We start from the raw sequence: 20,088 nt of genomic DNA, 5'->3' as shown, positions 1-20,088 counted from the left end.
AATGGCGCAAAACTCGTTCGCCTCAAAAATTGGATTCATCTTAGCGGCCGCAGGGTCGGCAATCGGTCTCGGAGCGATATGGAAGTTTCCATACGTAACCGGCACAAGTGGAGGCGGCGCCTTTTTGCTCATGTTTTTAGCATTTACGCTCTTGCTCGGACTGCCACTTTTAATCGGTGAGTTCATCGTCGGACGCTCGACACAACGCACAGCGTTGCTCGCCTTCAAAAAACTCGGCCACGGCCGTTGGACGTTGATCGGTTACCTTGGCGTCATCGCATGTTTCTTATTGCTCTCATTCTACAGTGTCATCGGTGGTTGGGTCCTGATTTATGTCGGTCTCGGTTTGAGCGGGACGCTAAGCGGTCGTTCGCCTGACGAGTTTGGTGCCGTCTTCGGGGACGTCGTCTCCTCACCAGGCATTGCGGTCTTCGGACAATTTTTATTCTTATTCATCACGCTGTTAATCGTCTTAAAAGGTGTCGAAGCTGGAATCGAGCGCATGAGCAAGATTTTGATGCCGCTTCTCTTCGTCAGCTTTATCGTGCTCGTCATCCGTTCGTTGACGCTTGACGGGGCGATGGAAGGGGTCCGCTTCTTCTTGCAGCCGGACTTCTCGGCCCTGACAGGAGATTCGGTATTGTTTGCCCTCGGTCAAGCGTTCTTCTCGCTCTCGCTCGGTGTGGCGGCGATGTTGACGTATGCCTCTTACATCCAGACGAAAGGCACACTTAATCGCTCGGCTAATATGATCGTCCTGTTGAATATTATGGTCTCGTTGCTTGCTGGTCTTGCAATCTTCCCAGCGGTGTTCGCATCAGGACTTGATCCGGCTGAAGGCCCAGCGTTGTTGTTCGTCGTCTTGCCGGCCGTCTTCAATCAAGTGCCGCTCGGCGGATTCTTCATGGTCTTGTTCTTCCTCTTGTTCACGTTTGCTTCGATCACGTCGTCGATTGCGATGCTCGAAGTCGTCGTTGCAGGGGTGACGGACCGCCTGAATGAGAAGAAAGAGATTATTTCGAAACGAAACGTGACGCTTTTAGCTGCAGCCAGCGTCTTCGCCGTCGGTATTCCGTCTGCACTCTCGTTCGGTGTGATGAGCGAGTTACAATTCTTTGATGGAATGACGTTCTTCGATGTGATGGATTACGTTGTCAGCTACATTTTAATGCCAACAGGTGCGTTACTCACATCCATTTTCGTTGGTTATATCGTCGACCAACGCATTTTACAAGAAGAGATTCAAACGTCAGACACAGGCAAAAAACTCTATCCGGTATGGCGTTTCTTGATTCGTTATGTCATTCCAGTCACGGTCGCCATCGTCATGGTGTCGACGTGGTTTAACATGTAAGCAAGGGGATTTCCCTTGCTTTTTTTCGTCCTTGCGACCGAGGAAGGTGAAAAGTGTATTATGGTAAGCTTATAAAGATGACGAAACTTTTTTTGAATGGTGACGTAAGGTACAATAGAAGTATCACGAGATGAGGTGAAACGAATGAAGACATGGATGAAATGGGCCCTGACCGGGGCAGTTTTATATTTTGCCATCAGTGTATTCGATTTTTCTTGGCTATTCATCATTGTCGGAGCGCTCGTTTTGAACGAAGTATGGTCGACGAATAAGCGACGGAACCGAAATCCAGCGCCGATAGCCAAACGAGCGAAAAAGAAACTACTACTTGACGAAGAAGAGACATTCGTCGGATCACGTATTTTAAAGCCGATCGAAGAGCCAGCACCAGTCCGTCAATTCGAAGCGACGGACGACTTAGAGTTACAGTTCTTACAGCGCACCATCGAACAAGGGTACGAGAAGTTGCAACAGATCGACCGCGTGCTCCCAGACATAAAAGACCTTGAGGTGCGTCGTGAAATGAAGGCGGTCTCGAAAGAAGCGCACGAGTTGTTTGCCGAGCTATTCGAAAACCCACAAGACGCCAAACACGTACGCGACTTGTTCACGTTCTACTTGGACTCGCTCGTGTCTGTCGTCTTAAAGTTTAAAGAACTAGAAGGAAAACGTGTCGTCATTCAAGAAGAGACACGAGAGCAATTGATCACGAATATGCGCCTCATCGTCGACAAGTTCAAAGAACAGCGCGGTCGTCTGCTTGAAGATGACGCTGTCGATTTCGAACGCGAGTTGATTATGATGGAACGCGTGTTGGCCGATCAACCTGAAGGGAGAAAAAAGCATGACTTCATCGAATGAAACGAACTGGCAGTCATGGCCAGAAGAAGAACTCACGTCAGAGACGAAGACAAAGACGGAGACAGAATCATTTTCTGACCCATCGATGGACTGGTCGGCAATGACCGCGAAACACGAGGTGCCTACCATCCAAGCGAAACCGGACGTGCCGGATCAGCACCGTGAGCGAATCACACGCCTCGCCGAGTCGATTGATATAAAGAAGACGGACTCTGTCATGTTGTTCGGCTCGAACGTCCAGCGTGAGCTGTCTCAATTCTCAGACCAAATCTTGACCGAGGTCCGCATGAAGGATGGCGGCGACGCCGGGAAGCTATTGTCCGACTTGATGCAAAACGTCCGCAAGATGGACCCGGATATGCTTCAGCCGGAGAAGAAGAGCTTTGTCGACAACTTGCCGCTCATCGGTCGTGCCAAAAAGAAAGCGGAGAACTATAAGCTCCAGTTCGAGAAGATGAACGTCTATCTCGAAGAAGTCATCCATAACTTGGACCGCGCCAAATTTGGGTTGATGAAAGATATCACGATGCTCGATCAGATGTATGATAAGAACAAGCGATACTTCGAAGAACTGAACGTCTACATCGCGGCAGGGGAGACGAAACTCGATCACGTCCGTGAGTACGAAATCGCACCGCTCCGTCATGAAGTCGAAGTGTCGAAAGATCAAGTGAAGTTGCAACAGTTGAACGACATGATTCAACTCGCCGACCGTTTCGAGAAGAAACTACACGACTTGAAACTGAGCCGTACGATCAGTCTACAGATGGCGCCGCAAATCCGTGTCATTCAACAAAACAACCAAATCCTAGCTGAAAAAATCGAGTCGGCCGTCGTCAACACGATTCCGCTCTGGAAGAACCAAGTCGTCCTCGCGCTCAGCTTGACGCGTCAGAAGACGGCGCTCCGGATGCAACAAGATGTGACGAAGACGACGAACCAGTTGCTCGAACAGAACTCGAAGATGTTAAAAGATTCTTCGATTGAAATCGCTCAAGAGAACGAGAAGGGGATCGTCTCCGTTGAGTCGCTTAAAGTGGCCCACGAGAACCTCTTGTCGACACTTGACGAGACGCTCCGCATCCAGCAAGAAGGAAAGCAGAAGCGTCGTGACGCCGAGCGTGAACTCGATCGGATGGAACATGAGTTGAAAGAGAAAGTCATCGAGATTGCCGCGAAAAACAAAGAGTTACCGAAAAACACAGGATATTGACCCGGGAAAGTCTGAGCAATCGGACTTTCCTTTTCCTTAAGGAGGATACATATGGAGAAACAACGATTGTGGGATGAGACGTGGTTACAGTTTGCTGACATGATGGCTGAAAGGCATTCAAAATGTGCCTCTAAAAGTGTCGCCTGTGTCATCGTGAAGGCGGAGAAGCCGATTTCGATTGGGTTGAACGGGACACCGCCTGGTCACACGAACTGTAACGAGATCTTTTTAAAACGAGCGGACGGTTTTTACAAGCGAGCGGAGTATGTACATGACGATGCCGTCGATTTTATGGAGCCGGCAATCCAGCTCGTACATGACGGTGTGACATTTGTTAAATGCGCGGACCCGTATGAGCACCACAATTGGTCGAAGCAACATGAGATTCATGCCGAGATCAATGCGATCGGAAAACTCGCTGCCGATTCGACGAACGCGTTCGGGGCGACGGCATACGTCACACACTCGCCCTGCCATGCCTGTTCGCTCGCCTTGATTGCGGCCCGCGTCGCCCGTGTTGTCTACGCCGTTGGATACGAGCATGGGGACGGGCTCGATTTAATGCGAGAGAGCGGGATCGAGGTCGTTCATCTGCCGCTTGAAAAAAGTTATAAAAACACATTGTAAACGTTTACATTCGGTGTTATATTATTAATGTACTGCCAATGGTGTTTTACTCTTCCATTATTCGCCCCTCCTCGGAGGGGCCTTTTTTTGGCCTGTAGCCATTTGTGTCCGTCAAGTGAGACAAAGTTTACACATAATGTTCAATATTTCACAATCTATTCCTGACATCATCTTTTATAATGAAAGTAGATTAACGAGAGGGGATATGGAACATGGAAAAACTAGTTCGTTTCACAGATGGTGCCTATGAAGTGGAAGCGTTAATCACACTCGAAGAAGTGTGGGAAGATAAATTCGCGATCGGGACGCATAAGGAATTGGCGGTCAAGGCGCTCAAAATTAACGGGAACGACATCTCGGAGATGAAGCACGTCCGCGCGCTACTCCGTTACTATCCGACACTCGGTGTATCGGGCATCTTGCTCGCACTTGACGATGCGGCAGCCGAAATCGTACGCATGTCAGGCGACACAGACCTGGCCTTACAATTCGTCGAACTTGTGGCGTTGCAGATGGACGAGGTGGCAACGGAAGAGTTGAAAGGCTTGTATGCGGCGATGACGGTATAAAGATGGCCTCTGTGCCATCTTTTTTTATTTTTACTTGCATCACGAATTCAGTATGTTACTATTATCAATAGATGAAGAAATGGAACGCCATATCGTTATCGACAACCAAACATGGGGATCTAGATAGCTAGATTGCTGTTAAAGAAGCCACGTTCAACGGAACGTGGCTTTTTTTGTATATCTTCAAAATCACGGCCGACATCCATCGCGACGTGGGCGTCAGAACCGAGGACGAATGGAATGCCGAGCGCAATCGCGTCGACGGCGACGGCTTCCGCATAGACTTTCCCACAATCTACTTTCCGAAGACCGGCTGTGTTCAAATCGAGACCGAATCCGCGGACTTGAATCGTCCGTAACAGACGCGTCTCGATGTCTTTGACATGTTCACGTTCCCAATCATATTGTTTTTCGTATTTGATTGGCAAATCCAAGTGTCCGATTCGTCGCACGTTCAATCGTTCCCATTCAAATCTAAGCCCGGCCTCTAGCGATTCGTAATAAGCGCGTACGACCGCCTCGAACGAGCCGAGACGTTTCACGAGCACATCAAACGTCTCGAGCGAGAAGTCGACCGGGAAGTACTCGTCTTCTATGAGAAGGAAATGTTGCGATAAGATCGTTTCGTCTAGGGCTGCGGCATACGGCTCTAATAAGGAAATCGTCTCTTCAGCGAATCCGGGAACATAGTCAATCTCTAGGCCGACACGGATATCGAGCTCACCGGCATACGACTGTTTGAGTTGTTGAATCGCGTCAAGATAACGAGGGAGGACATCGAGTGCCATCGCTGAATCCTGATCCGGGACCGGGTCGGTGAACCGTTTCGGGAACGGGGCGTGCTCCGTGAACGTGATCGTCTTTAGACCGCGCGTGCGGGCGGCTTTTACATATGCCTCTAACGCGTCCGTCGAGCCGTGCGGACAAAATGGGGTATGGATGTGGCCATCATGGGTAAAGTCAATCATCGAGTAACAAATCCTTTCCGCTTCACCGGTTGACAGCACCGGCTTCGTTTGATAAATTTAACACATTACTTTAGTTTGGTAAAGTGATAATAAGATAAAGGGTGATACAGATGATTTGGTTCAATACGAAAGGTTCCATCCCGGAAGGATGGCATGAATTAGAAGACGTGGACGTCGTACGTCCGAAACAATGGATGCTCTCTTTCCTCGAACAAGCGACGACGAACGGATATCGCGTCATCGAGCCGCCGCTCGTCGAGTACTATTCGCATTACCAAGATCTCGCCTTATTCGATGAATCGGCCTATTATCGGTTGTTCGGCAACGATGGGGAGTTGCTCGTCATGCGACCAGACTATACGCTTCAAATCGCACGGAAACTGGCAGATGGGAACGAACCGATGCGCGTCGCCTATGCCGGTGCCGTATACCGCCGGACCCCGAAACATTCGGGCCAGCCGCACGAACGGCAACAACTCGGGCTCGAATGGATTGACGGTGAGGCGGCCGACACGGAATTGATTGAATCGTTCTTGTCGATGACAAAAGACATCATGCCTCGCCGAGGATTGCGCATTCAAGTCGGTTCGGCCGCACTCGTCGCATCAATCGCCGAGGCGGCCGGCATACCGGAACGGACGCTCAGACAGTATTTGGCGCTCCGAAACCTCGAGTCGCTCCGCGAGCTTGCCGTGACATACGACTATCCACTCATCGCCAAGTTGCCATTTTTAATTGGCGACTCGGCCGTTGAGGAATTGAAACAAGAAGCCGATTCGAGCCTGACGGGTAACATTGAAGACGTCGAGCGTGCCGTCGAGCATTTACGGGCCATCGGTTTGAACGCTTCCTACGATTTCGGACAGACGGGCGACTTCGATTACTATTCGGGACTGACCGTCACCGGAACGATGGACGGTCGTCGTGTCTTGTCTGGCGGACGCTATGACTCGCTTTACGGTCACTTTGGCCAATCGCGTCGAGCGTTCGGATTATCACTCGATTTAGAACAGTTAGGTGAGGTGATCTCATGAAAGTGGCAATCGCGAAAGGTCGCATCGAAAAAGCGGCACGAGACTATTTCGAACAAGTCGGATTGACCGTCTGGCCGGAGAAACGCGGCCGTGAGTTGACGGTCGAAGTCGACGGGCACGAGTTCATCTTCGTCAAAGGCGACGACGTCTATAAATACGTCATGCACGGCGCGGCAGACGTCGGCGTCGTCGGCGGCGACATTTTACGTGAGAAGACACCTGGTGTCCTCGAAGTCGTCGACTTGCCGTTCGGTCGCTGCCGAATGGCGGTGTGTGGCCCGAAACAACGGAAAAACGGGACGAAGAAGTTGAAAGTCGCGAGCAAATATCCGAACATCGCCATCTCGCACTTCGCATCGAAGCGACAAAACGTCGAAGTGATCGCTTTGAACGGGTCCGTCGAACTCGCTCCATTGACCGGCCTTGCCGACTGCATCGTCGACATCGTCGAGACGGGGGCGACGCTTCGGGCGAACGACCTTGAAGAATACGAGACGATTTTTGATATTAACGCCAAGTTCATCACGAGTGAGACGGCGCTCGCGAACGATCCGGACGAATTGAAGGCATGGATTCGTCGTCTTAGCAAGGAGGAAGGCGCATGAGCTCACAAAACCGGACACGACGTGAAACTTGGGCTGAAGCGGTCAAACCGATTCTTGAGGCCATCGAGACGAGAGGAGACGAAGCACTCCTCGAATACACGGTTAAGTTTGATGGCGTCAACCAAATCGAAGCTGTCGATTTGACTACGTTCACACCACCGCCGGCTTATGACGAGCTGACGGACGCGCTGACGCTCGCCGCAGAGCGGATCCGTGCGTTTCACGAACGCCAACGCCGAGACGACGACGTCTTCGAAGACGAGATGTTCCGACTGGGCCGCCGTTACATGCCGCTCGACTCGGTCGGTGTGTACGTTCCGGGCGGGACGGCCGTCTATCCGTCTAGCGTCCTCATGAACGTCATCCCGGCAAAAGTGGCCGGCGTGAAACGTGTCGTCATGGTGACACCGCCAAAACCGGACGGGATTGACGTCTCCTTATTGATTGCCGCTAAAATCGCCGGGGCCGATGAATGCTATCTCGTCGGTGGCGCCCAAGCGGTCGCGGCGCTCGCGTTCGGCACGGAGACGATTCGGCCGGTCGATAAAATCGTCGGCCCGGGGAACGCCTACGTCGCCACCGCGAAAGCGCTCGTCTCTCACATCGTCGGCATCGATTCGGTGGCAGGACCTTCCGAAGTGCTCATCATCGCCGACGAGACGGCCAATCCGAAATGGGTCGCGGCCGATCTCCTCGCCCAAGCCGAGCACGACGTCGAGGCGACGGCGCTCGCGCTCGTCTCGACGGACCGGATGGCTCGCGCCGTCAAGGAAGAGCTCGCACGTCAACTGAGCGACCTCCCCCGACGAGACATCGCCATCGAGGCGCTCGAACGCGGTGGTGTGGTCGTGAAGTCAAAAGATGAGGCGATTCGCCAGGCGAATGAGATGGCGGCTGAACACGTCCAACTCGCCGTCGAGAACCCGGACGATTATATGAAACAAATTCGTCACGGTGGTTCATTCTTCCTTGGTCACGAGGCGGCCGAAGCGTTCGGTGACTATATCGCTGGACCGAACCATGTCTTGCCGACGAGCGGGACGGCTCGATTCTCGAGCGGGCTGTCGGTCGATGACTTCTATCGGCGTCAGACGTTCCTGCAAATGACGGAACTCGACGAGACGGTGACACGGGCTGCCATCCGAATCGCCAAACAAGAACAGTTAGAAGGGCACGCTCGAGCGATGGCGGCCCGATTGGAGGACGTATGAGACAACGATACGAAACGATTCCGCGTTACGTCCCACATGCGGTCAAGGGACATGCGTTAAATCAAAACGAGAGCCAATACGAACTTCCCGAGCGAATCCAAGACAAGATTCGTTCAATCGACTTGACCGGTTTAAGCCGTTATCCGGTCGACGAGTTGATTCGCCTGAAACAACGTTATGCCGAGTATGCGGGTGTCGACGTGAAGCAACTGATGGTCGGTAGCGGCAGCGATGAGTTGCTCGCCATCCTTTGCCAAGCACTCCTCGACGTCGAAGACCTCGTCGTCGCACCGCTCCCGGACTTCTCGATGTATGGCATTTACACACAAATCGCCCGGGGGCAGTTCGTTCAACCGGATGAAGACGGATTGTCGTTTGACTCGCTCATCCGGACGATCGAGGCGAACGAGCCGAAGCTTGTCCTCGTCTCGAACCCGAACAATCCGACCGGGAAAATGTGGACGCATGACGAGCTCGAGACGCTCGCGTCGCGCGTGCCGTATCTCGTCGTCGATGAGGCGTATATCGACTTCACGATGATGGATGCCTTCACATTAAAACTCGAGACATATTCGAACGTCATCATCCTGCGGACGCTCTCGAAAGCGTTCGGTTTGGCGAACTTACGAATCGGATTCATGATCGCAGACGAGACGTTAATCGCGAACATCGATCGCTTCCGTTCGCCGTTCAACGTGAGCGGCTTGAGTGCCGCCGTCGCCGCCGTCGTGTTAGAGGACTCGGCATACATCCGAGACGCCGTGGCGTTCCATAACGAGCAACGTGAAAAGTTGGTACGGCTCTTACGACCGGTCGGGACAATCCTTCCGAGCCGCGCCAATTTCCTATACGTCCAAACACTGGACAGTGAGATGTGGGCGGAGCGATTCCTCCAACACGGGGTCCACGTCCGGGCCTTCTCCGACGGCATCCGAGTCAGTGCGGGGACGGATGAGGCGTATCGATTGATTCAACAAACGATAGAAGAGGTGAGTTCACTTGAGAACAGCTGAAACGAAGCGTGAGACGAACGAGACAAAGATTGAACTGAAACTAGATTTGAACGGGACGGGACAGAGCGATATTCAAACGGGTGTCGGGTTCTTCGACCATATGCTGACGTTGTTCGCCTTCCATAGCCAAGTCGATTTATCGGTCCAAGTCGAAGGGGATACGTGGGTCGATGCCCATCATACGGTCGAAGACGTCGGGATCGCCCTCGGCCAGATGATTTTAGAGGCGCTCGGTGACAAAGTCGGGATTCGCCGTTACGGTACAAGCTACCTCCCGATGGATGAGACGCTCGCACGCAGTGTCGTCGACGTGTCGGGCCGGCCGTTCCTCGTGTTTAACGCCGACATCAAAAATCCAAAGCTTGGCGACTTTGATACAGAGCTTGCCGAAGAGTTTTTCCGCGCGGTCGCGATGAACGCCCGTTTGACGCTCCATCTTGAGGTGCTCTACGGTTCGAACTCGCACCATATGGTCGAAGGATTATTCAAGGCGTTCGGTCGCTCACTCGCCGAGGCGATTGGACAAGACGGGTCGAACCGTCTGCCTTCAACGAAAGGACGGATCGAAGGATGAACGTCGCGGTCATTGATTATGGGATGGGGAATGTCTTCAATGTCGAGCGGGCATTAAAGGCGATCGGTTGTCACGTTGTCATTACGAACGATCCAATTGAGATTGAGGCGGCGGATGCCATCTTGCTACCAGGTGTCGGTGCTTTCCCACAAGCGATGGCATCGCTCCATGCGACGGGGCTCGTGCCATTGCTGAAACAGATGGCGACGGAGAAACCGTTCCTCGGCATTTGCCTCGGGATGCAGTTATTGTTCGACTCGAGTACGGAAGGCATGTTGACTAAAGGACTCGGGCTCATCGAAGGACGGGTCGAACGGATGCGGGCGAAGCGGTTGCCACACGTCGGATGGAACTCGATTTTACGCGATGAGGACGTGTATTTCGTCCATTCGTATCACGTCGTGACGGATGAGGCGAATATCGTTGCGTCAGCCGACTATATGGGCGAGCGCGTCCCGGCCATCGTCCAAGACGGTCTCGTCACGGGGATGCAGTTTCACCCGGAGAAGAGCGGGACGTTCGGATTACGTTTATTACAAGAATGGAAGGAGTCGGTCGAACGTGAGATTACTACCGGCAATTGATTTAATCGATGGTAAAATCGTCCGCCTGACAGAAGGGGATTTCAATACGGAAGAACAGTACGGGGACCCTTATGAAAAGTTGAAGGAATGGCGAGGGCGCGTCCTGATGCTCCACTTGATCGATCTCGAGGGAGCGAAAGCGGGCGAGCCGAGACACCTTGACGTCGTCCGTTTCGCGAAAGAATGTGGCTTTTTCGTCCAGACGGGCGGGGGCATCCGTTCAGTCGAAGCACTCGATGCTGTCATGGAGACCGGGGCCGACCGCGTCCTGATCGGGACGAAGGCGTTCACGGATCCAGATTTCTTGGATGCGGCGCTCGTCAAATACGGTGACCGCATCGCCGTCGCGCTTGACGCGTACGACGGGATGGTCGCCGTCAACGGCTGGCAAGAGGCGACGACGTTACGCGATATCGATGCCGCGAACGATTTGGTCGCTCGTGGCGTGAAGACGATTCTCTACACAGATATCGGGTCGGACGGAAAGTTAAACGGCCCGAACCTCGAGCGGATGCGTGCGCTCCGTGCAGCCGTCTCGGTCACACTCATCGCTTCAGGCGGCGTGACGACAGAGGCAGACGTCCAGGCACTAAGCGACGCACAGATTGACGAGGCCGTCGTCGGAAAGGCGTTGCTTTCAGGGAAAGTCAGTCTCGACCAATTAATTGAGTGGGAGGCGCGTCATGCTTAAACGACGAATCATCCCATGTCTCGATGTAAAAGAAGGCCGTGTCGTCAAAGGCGTCGAATTCGTGGCGCTACGTGACATCGGCGATCCTGTCGAAATCGCGAAATATTATGATGCGTCTGGTGCCGACGAACTCGTCTTTTTGGATATCACGGCGAGCACCGAGCGCCGCCAGACGATGCTCGATGTCGTCAGTGCCGTCGCCCGGAAAGTATTCATCCCGCTCACGGTCGGCGGCGGCATCCGTTCGCTTGAAGACATCTCTTCGCTTTTAAAAGCAGGGGCGGACAAAGTGTCGCTGAATACGCTCGCCGTCGAGTCACCGGATTTGATTAAACAGGCGGCCGAACGTTTCGGGTCACAATGTATCGTCGTTGCCATCGACGTTCGCTTCGAGGACGGGGAGTACTTCGTCTACACGTATGGCGGCAAACAGAAGACGGAACTGCGCGCGATTGATTGGGCGAAACGAGTCGCCGAACTCGGGGCAGGGGAACTGCTCGTCACGTCGATGAACCAAGACGGGAAGCAGAGCGGATATGATTTAGCGATTCTCGAGCTTCTGCGCCATGCGGTCGATATTCCGATCATCGCGTCAGGAGGGGCCGGTAACGCAAATCACGTCGTCGACGCGCTCGAACGTGTCGATGCGGCGCTACTCGCTTCGATTCTACATGACCGAAAAACGACAGTGGAAGAGGTGAAGCACGTATGCAGCGATCACAACTTGCCGATGCGGTTCGTTACGATGACAACGGACTGATTCCAGCGATCATCGTCTCGACGGAAGACAACGCCGTGCTCATGCTTGGCTATATGAACGATGAGGCGATTCAACAGACGCTTGAGACGAACACGGTCACATTCTGGTCGCGCTCGAAAGGCCGACTTTGGATGAAAGGCGAGTCGAGCGGGAATACGCTCGAACTGGAGAGCATTCACGTCGACTGCGACCAAGACGCGCTCCTCGTCCGCGCCCGGGCCAATGGGCCGACGTGTCATACGGGCAATCGAAGTTGCTTTTTCACGGAGGTGGAAGGATGATTCATGAACTAGAGAAGTTGATTCAAGAACGGAAGACGACACCGAAAGACGGATCGTATACGACGTATTTGTTCGAGTCAGGCGTCGACAAAATCGCCAAGAAGTTCGGTGAGGAGTCGTTCGAGGTCGTGATTGCAGCATTACAGGACGAGAACGTCGTCGAAGAGGCGGCCGACGTGATCTATCACTTGCTCGTCTTGCTCGCAGCGAAAGGCGTCTCGCTTGAAGACGTCGAGACGCTCCTCAGTGAGCGGCACGGCACGACGACACCAGCGAAACCACGTCGGGACGTCGAAGACTGGTAAAAACGAAAAGGAACGAAGCCACGAGGCTCCGTTCCTTTTTTAGCGATTGACCGAGGCGGCCATACGGATGTACGTATGACGTCGGCCACGGATGGCAATCGATAACGCTTGAATATTTTCCGGCGTGGCGATGCCAGACAGTCCGGCGTCCCCGATGTGAAACACGTCCGTCCCGCCACGTTTCGAGGATAAGGCGATTTCCCGAACCGTCGCCTCGTCGGCCCCTTCTTGCGAAGTCCCGATGGCGGCGACGACGAGCTTATTGAGCGCTTGAATATCGCGGGTGACTTCGAAAAACTCGTCCTCACGAACACCAGGCACGGTTCCTGGTGCTGGAATGAGGATGATGTCCGCTCCAGCCTCGGCGAAGCGCGTATAGGCTTCACGGTCAAGGACCCGACCGACCCCGGCTTGATGCATCTTTCCGGCGATGATGACGCCAGCGAACTCTTGCCGGGCACTGATAATGGCTTGTTCAATGGCCTCGTTCGTCACACCGGTGTTCGGATTGCCGGTCAGGCAGATGAAGTCGATGCCAAGTTCAGACGCTTTCGCGAACGCTTCCCGTGTCGCGAGCCGTCCTTGTTTCACATCATACATATCCGTCGACTTCTCAGAAAAGTCGACCGGCTCCAAATTGACACCGATCGGTAGGCCGACGAGCCGTTTCAATTCGAGAATCGGATTGTCGGACATCGACTCCCCGGGAACGTTCCCGAATAAAGCGTGACTTTCTAGTCCTTTAATATACGGGTGAAACACGTCGAGCATGTTCAACAGAATTATGTCGGCACCGAACGCCCGGGCGAGTTCCGCGTTCGTCACTTCCGGGTAGAGCGGTTGGACCGTTGGGATGACCTCGGCGAGGACGGTCCGTCCTTCTGCTTTTTGAATCGAGGCAAGTAAGTCGTGACGGTTGAACGTTAAAAAATCACTGGCTTTGCAATCAAGAATCCGTTTCATGTCGCTTCCTCCTCTATGTCGTCATCACTCTATTCCCCGTTTTTTCATAAATTCCTCTATACTGGAATGGAAATGGGGGAGATCATATTGACGGAAAAAGAGAAGATGATTCGTGGCGAACGATACTTAGCAGGCGACAAGGAACTCGTGGCGGACCGGAAACACGCGAGACGCCTGACAGAACGCTTCAATGCGGCCGGGATTGACGAATTGGAGACACGTAAAGCCGCACTGAAAGAATTGCTCGGTACGACGGGGGAATCGTATTATGTCGAACCGACGTTTAAATGTGACTACGGCTACAACATTCATCTCGGGGAGCGCTTTTTTGCGAATTTTGACTGCGTCTTTTTAGATATTTGTCCGATTCGTTTCGGCGATGATTGTATGCTCGGACCGGGTGTACACGTGTATACGGCGACCCATCCACTCGACCCGACCGAGCGCATCTCCGGCGTCGAGTTCGGGAAACCGGTGACAGTCGGGCATCGGGTCTGGATTGGTGGAGGCGCCATCCTCAATCCAGGTGTGACGGTCGGCGACGACGCGGTCATCGCATCCGGCGCGGTTGTCACGAAGGATGTTCCGGCTAAAGCGGTCGTCGGGGGTAACCCGGCACGCGTCATCAAGACGATATCTTAAGACACCACAACAAAACACGCCCGAACGCGTCGATTGGATTCCGACGGTTCTGGGCGTGTTTTTATGAAGGAATGATGACGTTCCATTTCGTCAATGCTCCTCGAGTCGCCTCGAGTGCACCACTGTTACCGAGTGTGACCCGAATCCCGGTCGCTTGGCGCGAGACGTGAATCCCATGTGAAGCGAGATGTTGCCACAACGCTTCAGGCTCGTCGACCGTCACATAGAGGAAGTTCGACTCAGACGGATAGACGTCGCCCACTTTCGAGAGCAATTCAAACCATTGCTCGCGTAGGTGGTGATGCCACGCGATTGCCTCTTGCACGTATGAAGCGTCCGCTAGAAACAGGTTCGCGATTTTCGCGCTAAAGCCACTCACGTTGAATGGTGGCACGAACTGCCGGAAGTAACTCGCCAGGTCGCTGTTTGTCACCATGAAACCAAGACGGATGTTGGCGAGACCGAACGCCTTCGATAACGTCCGAAGCACGATCACGTTCGGGAAAGCATCGAGACGTGAAACCATGCTCGCGTCCGGCGTGAAATCGATATACGCCTCGTCGACGACAAGATACGGCACGCGACTAGCGAGTTCGCTCAGCTCGGCAACGGTCCATCGTTTTCCGGTCGGATTGTTCGGGTTTGACAGCAACAGTAGCTTTGGTTCATGCTCCGTCACCGATGCGATGAGACCGTCGAATGACAAATCGTTCGTTTGAAGGTGGCGTCCGTGCGCAATCGTTGTAAAAATCGGATAGAGGGCAAAATCCGGACTTGGAGACAAGACGACGTCTTCAGGCGACAAGAGCGCCTGCGTGACGACATGAATCATCTCGTCACTACCACATCCGACGAGCAGCTGATTCGGTTCGACCCCGGCATAGGCGGCGTAACGCGTAAATAGCTCATCAATCGGCTGAACCGGATACTCGTGTAAGTCATCGAACGATATGGAAGACAGTTGCTGTTTGATACGGTCCGGGACCGGGAACTGGCTCTCGTTTTGATTCAAGCGAAACCCGGATGGATAGGTGACCGGATAAATCGGCAATGAGACTTGTCTCATTCCGTCGGCTCCATCGAGAACCATTTCTTCGTCAATTCATCGATTTCACCTGACTCCATCATCTTCTGCAGCTCGTCATTGAACTGGTCACGCAAGTCGTCGTCTAACTTGAAGGCGGCCGCTGACCCTTTCTCGCCATCTTCTTTCAACGCGAATGTGTAGAATCCTTGATCTTGGTCTAAGTATTTCTGGGCGACCGTGTCTTCGATGACCATCGCATCGATTCGACCTGTGTTCAGTTCTTGTACGATTTCAGGAATCTTGTTCAATGAGACGAGCTCTGCGTCTGGTGCTTGTTCTTTAGCGATGTTTTCTTGAATCGAAGCCGTTTGGACGCCAATCTTTTTGCCGGCGAGCGCTTCAATCGACTGGAGCGATTCGTCTTTTGACATAATCAAGTTCGTCGCGGATAGATAGATGTCTGAGAAGGCGGCGTTTTGCTTCCGCTCTTCGGTCGGCGTCATGCCGGCCATGACAAAGTCGACCCGACCGGCGTTAAGTGCACCGAGTAGACTCCCGAAGTCCATGTCCTCAATTTTTAATTCATACCCGAGACGTTCCGAGATGGTTTCGGCAATCTCGATATCAAATCCGACGATGGCGTCCCCGTTGGCCGTGTCGACGAATTCATATGGGAAGTAATCGGCGCTCGTCCCCATGACGAGTGTCTTTTTCTCTTCGCCCGTCGTCTCTTGACTGCAAGCTCCAAGTGCGATGGCACTCATGACGAGTGCTCCTGTTAACAACCATTTCTTCATATAATAATTCCTCCTTCACGATATGAGACTAAGTGTATATGTATGATTATTAATTGTAAAGTATAAAAATACAAAAACAATTAAAAAAATGCATCCAATCTGAAGGCACAGGATGCATCAGGTGGTCAATCAATCGCTTGAAGATAGGCGATAATGTCAGAAAAATATGTCTCGAGCGGGCGATTCGTGTCGATTGTAAGCGTATGCATATGCGCTGGTTTTTTACTACCTGCGACAGTCCGATGAAAATCTTCTGGTGACACGCTTCTGATTTGACTGAGCTTCCGGTTTCGTTCCCGCAGCCGGCGATTGATTTCATCGATGTCATCGACGAGACACTCGACGTATCGATACGTGGCTCCGCTATTTTCTGTAATCGCTAGGCCGCGCTCAATCATCACGTCATATAGACAAGGGCTATCCAAAATGACGTTTCGCCTTAAAGACAAATGGAACTCGACGAGCGCCCAATCGAGATCATAAGCGATTTTTCCGGCCAGCCCGGGGTCGAGCGAGTGTTGTGCGGTTGATTCGAGCAGTGCCGTCTTCGTGACATCGTGATCGACGATGATTGCATCCAGTCGTCTGGCGATTTCGCGAGACAGCGTCGATTTGCCTGACCCGGGGAAACCGGACATTTGAAGAAAAAACATAGGGTATCCTCACGTTTCGTTTGATTTCCCGATGGTGAATCCGCCGAACGGGGAGAGCGTCTCATCGACGTAACGGATGAGTGCGTCGGATTCGTTCGTATGCTCCTACGCCCCCGTCAGCATTGGCACATCATCAGGACGTTTCCATCCGGGTCTTTGAAATGAAACCAATGGTCGTGTTCAATCGGGGTTAAAATGTCAATTTGTCGTTGCACCATATGGGCGTATGCTTGGTGGATATCCGGCGTGTTCAAATGGAAAAGTGGCGTCTGGATGACGTTCGCTTCAGAAAAAATCTTACTATCGAGTACGAGATTTGGTCCGTTCAACGGGACGACATAAAGATGTCCGAACAGGATGTCTCCATCTGTCGCTAAATCAAACAGCTGACAATACCAGTCCCGGGACGTCGCAACGTCGCGGACGGGAATAAAGACGGTCCCGATTTCTGGGAGAATTGGATTCATGGATTCGCCTCCAGTTGATTCGCTACGAAACGACGGACTTCGGCCCGTGAACGCAGAATTATGATGTCTTTTTCGGATTCAAGTTTGTGTAAATGCTGTCGAATCACTGGTCGCTGCGACTTCGGATAATCCCACACCGACTTCAAGAACTTCGGGTCGAACCGTTCCTCACAACCGGAGCCCATGTCCGGACGTGTCTGGCCGTGATCGGACAGCATGCGCTTCAAGACGCGATACGTCCAAACGGTCATCGGCAAGTCGAGAAATATAATCGTGTCGGCAGCGGGAAGGCGCAATGAGGAATCTTCTTTGCATTAGAAATTACCTCTCGCATGTTGAATATCATGATTCTTCTGATTCTAGGATACGCCAATTTTCAATGACACCGTCCACTTCGTATAAGACCCGCACTTCCATTTGATTCAACACGAGCCGTTGCTCCGTTGCGAATAGGATGATCGGATAACCGGTCGACAGCGGCTCGTCCGCCTCGAAGACAGGGCTATGCGCCTGCATGGCGTAATAGCCGTCCGAGCGCGTATTGGCTGCCCCAGCATCGACTTGAATGACCGTCTCAAACCCCTGTAGTCTCAGCACGTAACTATACGTCGTACGGGCCCCACGTTCGAGCCGCCATTCTTCAATCTTCGCTTCACGTCCGTCATTCGTTTTCTCCAGTAACACTTGTTGCGCCGTGTACTCGCGTTCATAAGGGATCATCTCTTGAATGTTGACGGCCGTCATCGTGGCGACTTTTTGTGATTCTTCCGATGCCGGTGTGATGAGAATACCGATAAAAATCAAGATAGGAATCAATAAGTAAATGATGACCCGACTTCGCATATGCCTTCACCTGTCCTTTATCGATTTTTTCGCCATCAATCGAAAGAACCCTGCCTTTAGCCCGAAAAACATCGAGCCGACACGTCGAATCATCTCGATTGAACGTCTGCCATGTATGATGGACGTAGGAGGGGATGGATATGCGTATCGGAGTCATTGGAGGTGGGATTGCCGGGTTGACGGCTGCCGCCCTCGCACAACGGCACGGACATGAGGTGACGGTTTATGAAGCGTCACGGGAATGGGGCGGCTGCGCCGGCAAGTTCGAGCGAGGCGACTACTTGTTTCCGGCCGGGGCGACGCTCGGTATGGGGTTTGAGCCGGGCGGGCTCCATGACCGCGTATTGCGCCATTTAGAAGAGACGGTCCCGGTTCGGCCGTTACAGGAAGTCATGGCGGTTCACTTGCTCGACCGGACCGTCGTCTATGATCAGGACCGCGATCGTTTCTTACGTGAACTCGAAAATAAGTTTCCGAGTGAGGCGAACCATGTCCGCGCGTTCATGAAAGAGATGTGGCGAGACTTTGAGACGCTCCGGCCATTATTTGAACGGTTGCCGGCCTTGCCGCTTCGTAGTCGACAAGACGTCTTCGTCGCGGTGGAGGGACTAAATCCACAGCTTGTCGCCGTCGCGCCGAAGCTCTATCGTCCGTTGCAGAAGACGCTTGCCCGTCATCAGCTGAGCGGGACGATGTTCGAACAGTTTATTGATGGGATCTTGCTCGACAGTCTGCAGACAGGGGCGAAAGACGCGAGCCATCTGCTCGCCGCGGTCGCCTTGTCGATTTACCACGAAGGCGCGTTTTACGTCGAGGGGGGACTGTATCAACTTGCCCACGCGCTCGAACGCGCACTTCGTCGAGACGACGGGACAGCACTACTTGGTCGTCACATCACCTCGATCGAACCGGTGAGTGACGGTTGGTTGCTGACGGATCGGCGCGGTCGGCTCGACATCGTCGATACGGTCGTATCGGCCATCCCGCTCGAGGCGACGAGTCAACTACTGACCGGGAAGGACGCGAAATCGTTCAAGCGCCAATATCGGCGTCACTTGAGCCGTTCGCAGTGGGGCACGTTTAGTCTATATATTACGCTCCCAGAACACGTCTGTTTGAACCGGCCGTTGTTCCAACAAGTGTATACGGAGCATTTACCGAGCGGCCATGCGTTTTTGTCGATGTCAGCAGGCGGCGACGTGTTGCGTACCGACAAGCCCGAGCGGACGGTGACGGTGTCGACCCACGTCGACCTTTCGGAATGGAAGGATTGGAAACAGCGCGCCGTCTATGAGAAACTGGAACATGAATGGACCGAGCGTTTGATTGAGGCTGTGCGCATCGGATTCCCAGATTGGTCGGGGCACACGAATCTCATGCTTCCAGGAGGACCGGGCGCCTGGGTGAAGTATACGAAACGCCCGAACGGTGCCGTCGGCGGCTATGCACAGACGCCGCGTCAATCATTGTTTCATGCCGCGAGTTATCGGACGAATCTTCCGGACTTTTTTGTCTGCGGGGACACGGTGTTTCCAGGCGCAGGGACGATTGGCGCGATGACGAGCGGGTTGCACGTGGCCCGGGCGCTCGGCGTGACGTTATAAGGAGACGATGGAAGATGATGAAAAAGCGATTTGATGAACTGACGACGCGTGAGCTGTACGCGCTCCTTGCCCTACGGACGGAAGTGTTCGTCGTTGAACAAGAATGTGCATATCAGGAGGTTGACGGGAAAGACCTCGATGCCGTCCATTATTGGGTGGAAGAAGGGGGCGAAGTCGTCGCGGCCTTGCGGGTTTTAGTTCACGCTTCACCCATTGCGATCGGCCGGGTCGTGACGAGACCGGGGCATCGGGGCAACGGCCATTCGCGTCAATTGATGCAGGCCGCGGTCAACGATTACGGGGGAGAAACCCTCTACTTGCAAGCGCAGACGTATGTCGAACCGTTTTATGCGAGTTTCGGGTTCGAGCGGACGAGCGATGAATACGATGAGGACGGGATTCCCCACGTCGACATGGTACGAAAAAGCAACGCTTGAACTGA

At 53.2% G+C, this 20,088-nt stretch carries 26 protein-coding genes; 18 read left to right on the top strand and 8 right to left on the bottom strand.

The window, feature by feature from the left end; translation table 11 throughout:
- Nucleotide 1 precedes the first annotated feature (1 nt).
- The 5 genes from DI14_RS02715 to DI14_RS02695 all read left to right on the top strand — a co-directional run bounded on the left by DI14_RS02715 (nt 2) and on the right by DI14_RS02695 (nt 4,624).
- Nucleotides 2-1,354, top strand: a complete 1,353-nt coding sequence (locus DI14_RS02715; RefSeq protein ID WP_034804899.1) for a sodium-dependent transporter — start codon at nt 2-4, stop codon at nt 1,352-1,354.
- 144 nt (nt 1,355-1,498) lie between these two features.
- Entirely contained in the window at nt 1,499-2,215 is a 717-nt protein-coding gene (locus tag DI14_RS02710) for a 5-bromo-4-chloroindolyl phosphate hydrolysis family protein (protein WP_034804896.1), read from the top strand.
- The gene (locus tag DI14_RS02705; RefSeq protein ID WP_034804894.1) at nt 2,199-3,428 is read left to right on the top strand and encodes a toxic anion resistance protein; all 1,230 of its coding nucleotides are present in this window, start codon (nt 2,199-2,201) and stop codon (nt 3,426-3,428) included. Before DI14_RS02710 ends, DI14_RS02705 begins: the two co-directional genes overlap by 17 nt.
- Before the next feature lie 51 nt (nt 3,429-3,479).
- Nucleotides 3,480-4,055, top strand: a complete 576-nt coding sequence (locus DI14_RS02700; RefSeq protein WP_034804892.1) for a deaminase — start codon at nt 3,480-3,482, stop codon at nt 4,053-4,055.
- Nucleotides 4,056-4,267: 212 nt separating this feature from the next.
- Nucleotides 4,268-4,624, top strand: coding sequence for a hypothetical protein (locus DI14_RS02695; RefSeq protein WP_034804890.1), 357 nt, complete (start codon nt 4,268-4,270; stop codon nt 4,622-4,624).
- A 119-nt stretch (nt 4,625-4,743) separates the two neighbouring features.
- Here the strand turns inward: DI14_RS02695 and hisJ are convergent, their stop codons facing one another.
- Nucleotides 4,744-5,592 carry a histidinol-phosphatase HisJ gene (hisJ, locus tag DI14_RS02690; protein WP_034804888.1) on the bottom strand — a complete coding sequence of 283 codons (849 nt, stop codon included), beginning with the start codon at nt 5,590-5,592 and terminating at the stop codon, nt 4,744-4,746.
- Between the two features lie 110 nt (nt 5,593-5,702).
- On the opposite strand from hisJ, the gene DI14_RS02685 reads away from it, so the two are divergent.
- Genes DI14_RS02685 through hisE form a run of 10 tightly spaced genes read left to right on the top strand, consistent with a single transcriptional unit; the run spans nt 5,703 to nt 12,650 of the window.
- Nucleotides 5,703-6,626 (top strand): ATP phosphoribosyltransferase regulatory subunit, encoded by a 924-nt coding sequence (locus tag DI14_RS02685; protein ID WP_034804886.1) that lies wholly within the window; start codon nt 5,703-5,705, stop codon nt 6,624-6,626.
- A complete protein-coding gene (gene hisG / locus DI14_RS02680; RefSeq protein ID WP_034804884.1) occupies nt 6,623-7,231 on the top strand; it encodes an ATP phosphoribosyltransferase in 609 nt (202 codons plus the stop codon). Before DI14_RS02685 ends, hisG begins: the two co-directional genes overlap by 4 nt.
- Nucleotides 7,228-8,442, top strand: coding sequence for a histidinol dehydrogenase (hisD, locus tag DI14_RS02675; protein WP_034804882.1), 1,215 nt, complete (start codon nt 7,228-7,230; stop codon nt 8,440-8,442). The genes hisG and hisD overlap by 4 nt, the downstream gene beginning before the upstream one ends.
- The gene (locus DI14_RS02670; RefSeq protein WP_034804878.1) at nt 8,439-9,455 is read left to right on the top strand and encodes a histidinol-phosphate transaminase; all 1,017 of its coding nucleotides are present in this window, start codon (nt 8,439-8,441) and stop codon (nt 9,453-9,455) included. The genes hisD and DI14_RS02670 overlap by 4 nt, the downstream gene beginning before the upstream one ends.
- Nucleotides 9,442-10,029 carry an imidazoleglycerol-phosphate dehydratase HisB gene (hisB, locus tag DI14_RS02665; RefSeq protein ID WP_034804875.1) on the top strand — a complete coding sequence of 196 codons (588 nt, stop codon included), beginning with the start codon at nt 9,442-9,444 and terminating at the stop codon, nt 10,027-10,029. Before DI14_RS02670 ends, hisB begins: the two co-directional genes overlap by 14 nt.
- Nucleotides 10,026-10,613 carry an imidazole glycerol phosphate synthase subunit HisH gene (gene hisH / locus DI14_RS02660; protein WP_034804871.1) on the top strand — a complete coding sequence of 196 codons (588 nt, stop codon included), beginning with the start codon at nt 10,026-10,028 and terminating at the stop codon, nt 10,611-10,613. Before hisB ends, hisH begins: the two co-directional genes overlap by 4 nt.
- Nucleotides 10,591-11,304, top strand: coding sequence for a HisA/HisF-related TIM barrel protein (locus DI14_RS02655; RefSeq protein ID WP_034804868.1), 714 nt, complete (start codon nt 10,591-10,593; stop codon nt 11,302-11,304). The genes hisH and DI14_RS02655 overlap by 23 nt, the downstream gene beginning before the upstream one ends.
- The gene (gene hisF, locus DI14_RS02650; RefSeq protein ID WP_034804865.1) at nt 11,297-12,064 is read left to right on the top strand and encodes an imidazole glycerol phosphate synthase subunit HisF; all 768 of its coding nucleotides are present in this window, start codon (nt 11,297-11,299) and stop codon (nt 12,062-12,064) included. The genes DI14_RS02655 and hisF overlap by 8 nt, the downstream gene beginning before the upstream one ends.
- Nucleotides 12,013-12,345 carry a phosphoribosyl-AMP cyclohydrolase gene (hisI, locus tag DI14_RS02645; RefSeq protein WP_034804863.1) on the top strand — a complete coding sequence of 111 codons (333 nt, stop codon included), beginning with the start codon at nt 12,013-12,015 and terminating at the stop codon, nt 12,343-12,345. The genes hisF and hisI overlap by 52 nt, the downstream gene beginning before the upstream one ends.
- Complete coding sequence (gene hisE / locus DI14_RS02640; protein WP_029335255.1) at nt 12,342-12,650, top strand: phosphoribosyl-ATP diphosphatase; 309 nt, start codon at nt 12,342-12,344, stop codon at nt 12,648-12,650. The genes hisI and hisE overlap by 4 nt, the downstream gene beginning before the upstream one ends.
- A 39-nt stretch (nt 12,651-12,689) precedes the next feature.
- On the opposite strand, the gene DI14_RS02635 is transcribed toward hisE, so the two are convergent.
- Complete coding sequence (locus DI14_RS02635; protein ID WP_034804859.1) at nt 12,690-13,613, bottom strand: hypothetical protein; 924 nt, start codon at nt 13,611-13,613, stop codon at nt 12,690-12,692.
- Nucleotides 13,614-13,697: 84 nt separating this feature from the next.
- Between DI14_RS02635 and DI14_RS02630 the strand changes: the two genes are divergently transcribed.
- Nucleotides 13,698-14,255 (top strand): maltose acetyltransferase domain-containing protein, encoded by a 558-nt coding sequence (locus DI14_RS02630; protein ID WP_034804959.1) that lies wholly within the window; start codon nt 13,698-13,700, stop codon nt 14,253-14,255.
- Between the two features lie 61 nt (nt 14,256-14,316).
- Here the strand turns inward: DI14_RS02630 and DI14_RS02625 are convergent, their stop codons facing one another.
- The 6 genes from DI14_RS02625 to DI14_RS02600 all read right to left on the bottom strand — a co-directional run bounded on the left by DI14_RS02625 (nt 14,317) and on the right by DI14_RS02600 (nt 18,042).
- Complete coding sequence (locus DI14_RS02625) at nt 14,317-15,321, bottom strand: histidinol-phosphate transaminase (RefSeq protein ID WP_034804856.1); 1,005 nt, start codon at nt 15,319-15,321, stop codon at nt 14,317-14,319.
- Entirely contained in the window at nt 15,318-16,079 is a 762-nt protein-coding gene (locus tag DI14_RS02620; RefSeq protein ID WP_034804853.1) for a transporter substrate-binding domain-containing protein, read from the bottom strand. Before DI14_RS02620 ends, DI14_RS02625 begins: the two co-directional genes overlap by 4 nt.
- Before the next feature lie 125 nt (nt 16,080-16,204).
- Nucleotides 16,205-16,732, bottom strand: a complete 528-nt coding sequence (locus tag DI14_RS02615) for an AAA family ATPase (protein ID WP_034804850.1) — start codon at nt 16,730-16,732, stop codon at nt 16,205-16,207.
- 116 nt (nt 16,733-16,848) lie between these two features.
- A complete protein-coding gene (locus DI14_RS02610; protein WP_034804848.1) occupies nt 16,849-17,199 on the bottom strand; it encodes a VOC family protein in 351 nt (116 codons plus the stop codon).
- Nucleotides 17,196-17,495, bottom strand: a complete 300-nt coding sequence (locus DI14_RS02605; protein ID WP_051622511.1) for a hypothetical protein — start codon at nt 17,493-17,495, stop codon at nt 17,196-17,198. Before DI14_RS02605 ends, DI14_RS02610 begins: the two co-directional genes overlap by 4 nt.
- A 46-nt stretch (nt 17,496-17,541) precedes the next feature.
- On the bottom strand, nt 17,542-18,042 hold the full coding sequence (locus tag DI14_RS02600; protein WP_034804839.1) for a hypothetical protein: 501 nt from the start codon (nt 18,040-18,042) through the stop codon (nt 17,542-17,544).
- A 140-nt stretch (nt 18,043-18,182) separates the two neighbouring features.
- Here DI14_RS02600 and DI14_RS02595 point away from each other — a divergent pair, with 140 nt between their 5' ends.
- Both DI14_RS02595 and DI14_RS02590 read left to right on the top strand, forming a co-directional pair.
- Nucleotides 18,183-19,646 carry an NAD(P)/FAD-dependent oxidoreductase gene (locus DI14_RS02595; protein WP_034804836.1) on the top strand — a complete coding sequence of 488 codons (1,464 nt, stop codon included), beginning with the start codon at nt 18,183-18,185 and terminating at the stop codon, nt 19,644-19,646.
- A 14-nt stretch (nt 19,647-19,660) separates the two neighbouring features.
- Nucleotides 19,661-20,083, top strand: coding sequence for a GNAT family N-acetyltransferase (locus DI14_RS02590; protein ID WP_034804833.1), 423 nt, complete (start codon nt 19,661-19,663; stop codon nt 20,081-20,083).
- The last annotated feature ends 5 nt before the right edge of the window (nt 20,084-20,088 follow it).

This window comes from Exiguobacterium sp. AB2 (genome assembly GCF_000696055.1).
Classification (GTDB): Bacteria; Bacillota; Bacilli; order Exiguobacteriales; family Exiguobacteriaceae; genus Exiguobacterium; species Exiguobacterium alkaliphilum.
The sequence above is the reverse complement of the archived record's forward strand: the minus strand, read 5'-3'. Positions and strand labels throughout refer to the sequence as shown.

What these genes read in the sequence shown, in the direction of transcription:
- DI14_RS02715 (WP_034804899.1), top strand. Translation starts at nt 2, where the DNA reads ATGGCGCAAAACTCGTTCGCCTCAAAAATTGGATTCATCTTAGCGGCC.
- DI14_RS02710 (WP_034804896.1), top strand. Translation starts at nt 1,499, where the DNA reads ATGAAGACATGGATGAAATGGGCCCTGACCGGGGCAGTTTTATATTTT.
- DI14_RS02705 (WP_034804894.1), top strand. Translation starts at nt 2,199, where the DNA reads ATGACTTCATCGAATGAAACGAACTGGCAGTCATGGCCAGAAGAAGAA.
- DI14_RS02700 (WP_034804892.1), top strand. Translation starts at nt 3,480, where the DNA reads ATGGAGAAACAACGATTGTGGGATGAGACGTGGTTACAGTTTGCTGAC.
- DI14_RS02695 (WP_034804890.1), top strand. Translation starts at nt 4,268, where the DNA reads ATGGAAAAACTAGTTCGTTTCACAGATGGTGCCTATGAAGTGGAAGCG.
- hisJ (WP_034804888.1), bottom strand. Translation starts at nt 5,592, where the DNA reads ATGATTGACTTTACCCATGATGGCCACATCCATACCCCATTTTGTCCG.
- DI14_RS02685 (WP_034804886.1), top strand. Translation starts at nt 5,703, where the DNA reads ATGATTTGGTTCAATACGAAAGGTTCCATCCCGGAAGGATGGCATGAA.
- hisG (WP_034804884.1), top strand. Translation starts at nt 6,623, where the DNA reads ATGAAAGTGGCAATCGCGAAAGGTCGCATCGAAAAAGCGGCACGAGAC.
- hisD (WP_034804882.1), top strand. Translation starts at nt 7,228, where the DNA reads ATGAGCTCACAAAACCGGACACGACGTGAAACTTGGGCTGAAGCGGTC.
- DI14_RS02670 (WP_034804878.1), top strand. Translation starts at nt 8,439, where the DNA reads ATGAGACAACGATACGAAACGATTCCGCGTTACGTCCCACATGCGGTC.
- hisH (WP_034804871.1), top strand. Translation starts at nt 10,026, where the DNA reads ATGAACGTCGCGGTCATTGATTATGGGATGGGGAATGTCTTCAATGTC.
- hisF (WP_034804865.1), top strand. Translation starts at nt 11,297, where the DNA reads ATGCTTAAACGACGAATCATCCCATGTCTCGATGTAAAAGAAGGCCGT.
- hisI (WP_034804863.1), top strand. Translation starts at nt 12,013, where the DNA reads ATGCAGCGATCACAACTTGCCGATGCGGTTCGTTACGATGACAACGGA.
- hisE (WP_029335255.1), top strand. Translation starts at nt 12,342, where the DNA reads ATGATTCATGAACTAGAGAAGTTGATTCAAGAACGGAAGACGACACCG.
- DI14_RS02635 (WP_034804859.1), bottom strand. Translation starts at nt 13,613, where the DNA reads ATGAAACGGATTCTTGATTGCAAAGCCAGTGATTTTTTAACGTTCAAC.
- DI14_RS02625 (WP_034804856.1), bottom strand. Translation starts at nt 15,321, where the DNA reads ATGAGACAAGTCTCATTGCCGATTTATCCGGTCACCTATCCATCCGGG.
- DI14_RS02620 (WP_034804853.1), bottom strand. Translation starts at nt 16,079, where the DNA reads ATGAAGAAATGGTTGTTAACAGGAGCACTCGTCATGAGTGCCATCGCA.
- DI14_RS02615 (WP_034804850.1), bottom strand. Translation starts at nt 16,732, where the DNA reads ATGTTTTTTCTTCAAATGTCCGGTTTCCCCGGGTCAGGCAAATCGACG.
- DI14_RS02610 (WP_034804848.1), bottom strand. Translation starts at nt 17,199, where the DNA reads ATGAATCCAATTCTCCCAGAAATCGGGACCGTCTTTATTCCCGTCCGC.
- DI14_RS02600 (WP_034804839.1), bottom strand. Translation starts at nt 18,042, where the DNA reads ATGCGAAGTCGGGTCATCATTTACTTATTGATTCCTATCTTGATTTTT.
- DI14_RS02595 (WP_034804836.1), top strand. Translation starts at nt 18,183, where the DNA reads ATGCGTATCGGAGTCATTGGAGGTGGGATTGCCGGGTTGACGGCTGCC.
- DI14_RS02590 (WP_034804833.1), top strand. Translation starts at nt 19,661, where the DNA reads ATGATGAAAAAGCGATTTGATGAACTGACGACGCGTGAGCTGTACGCG.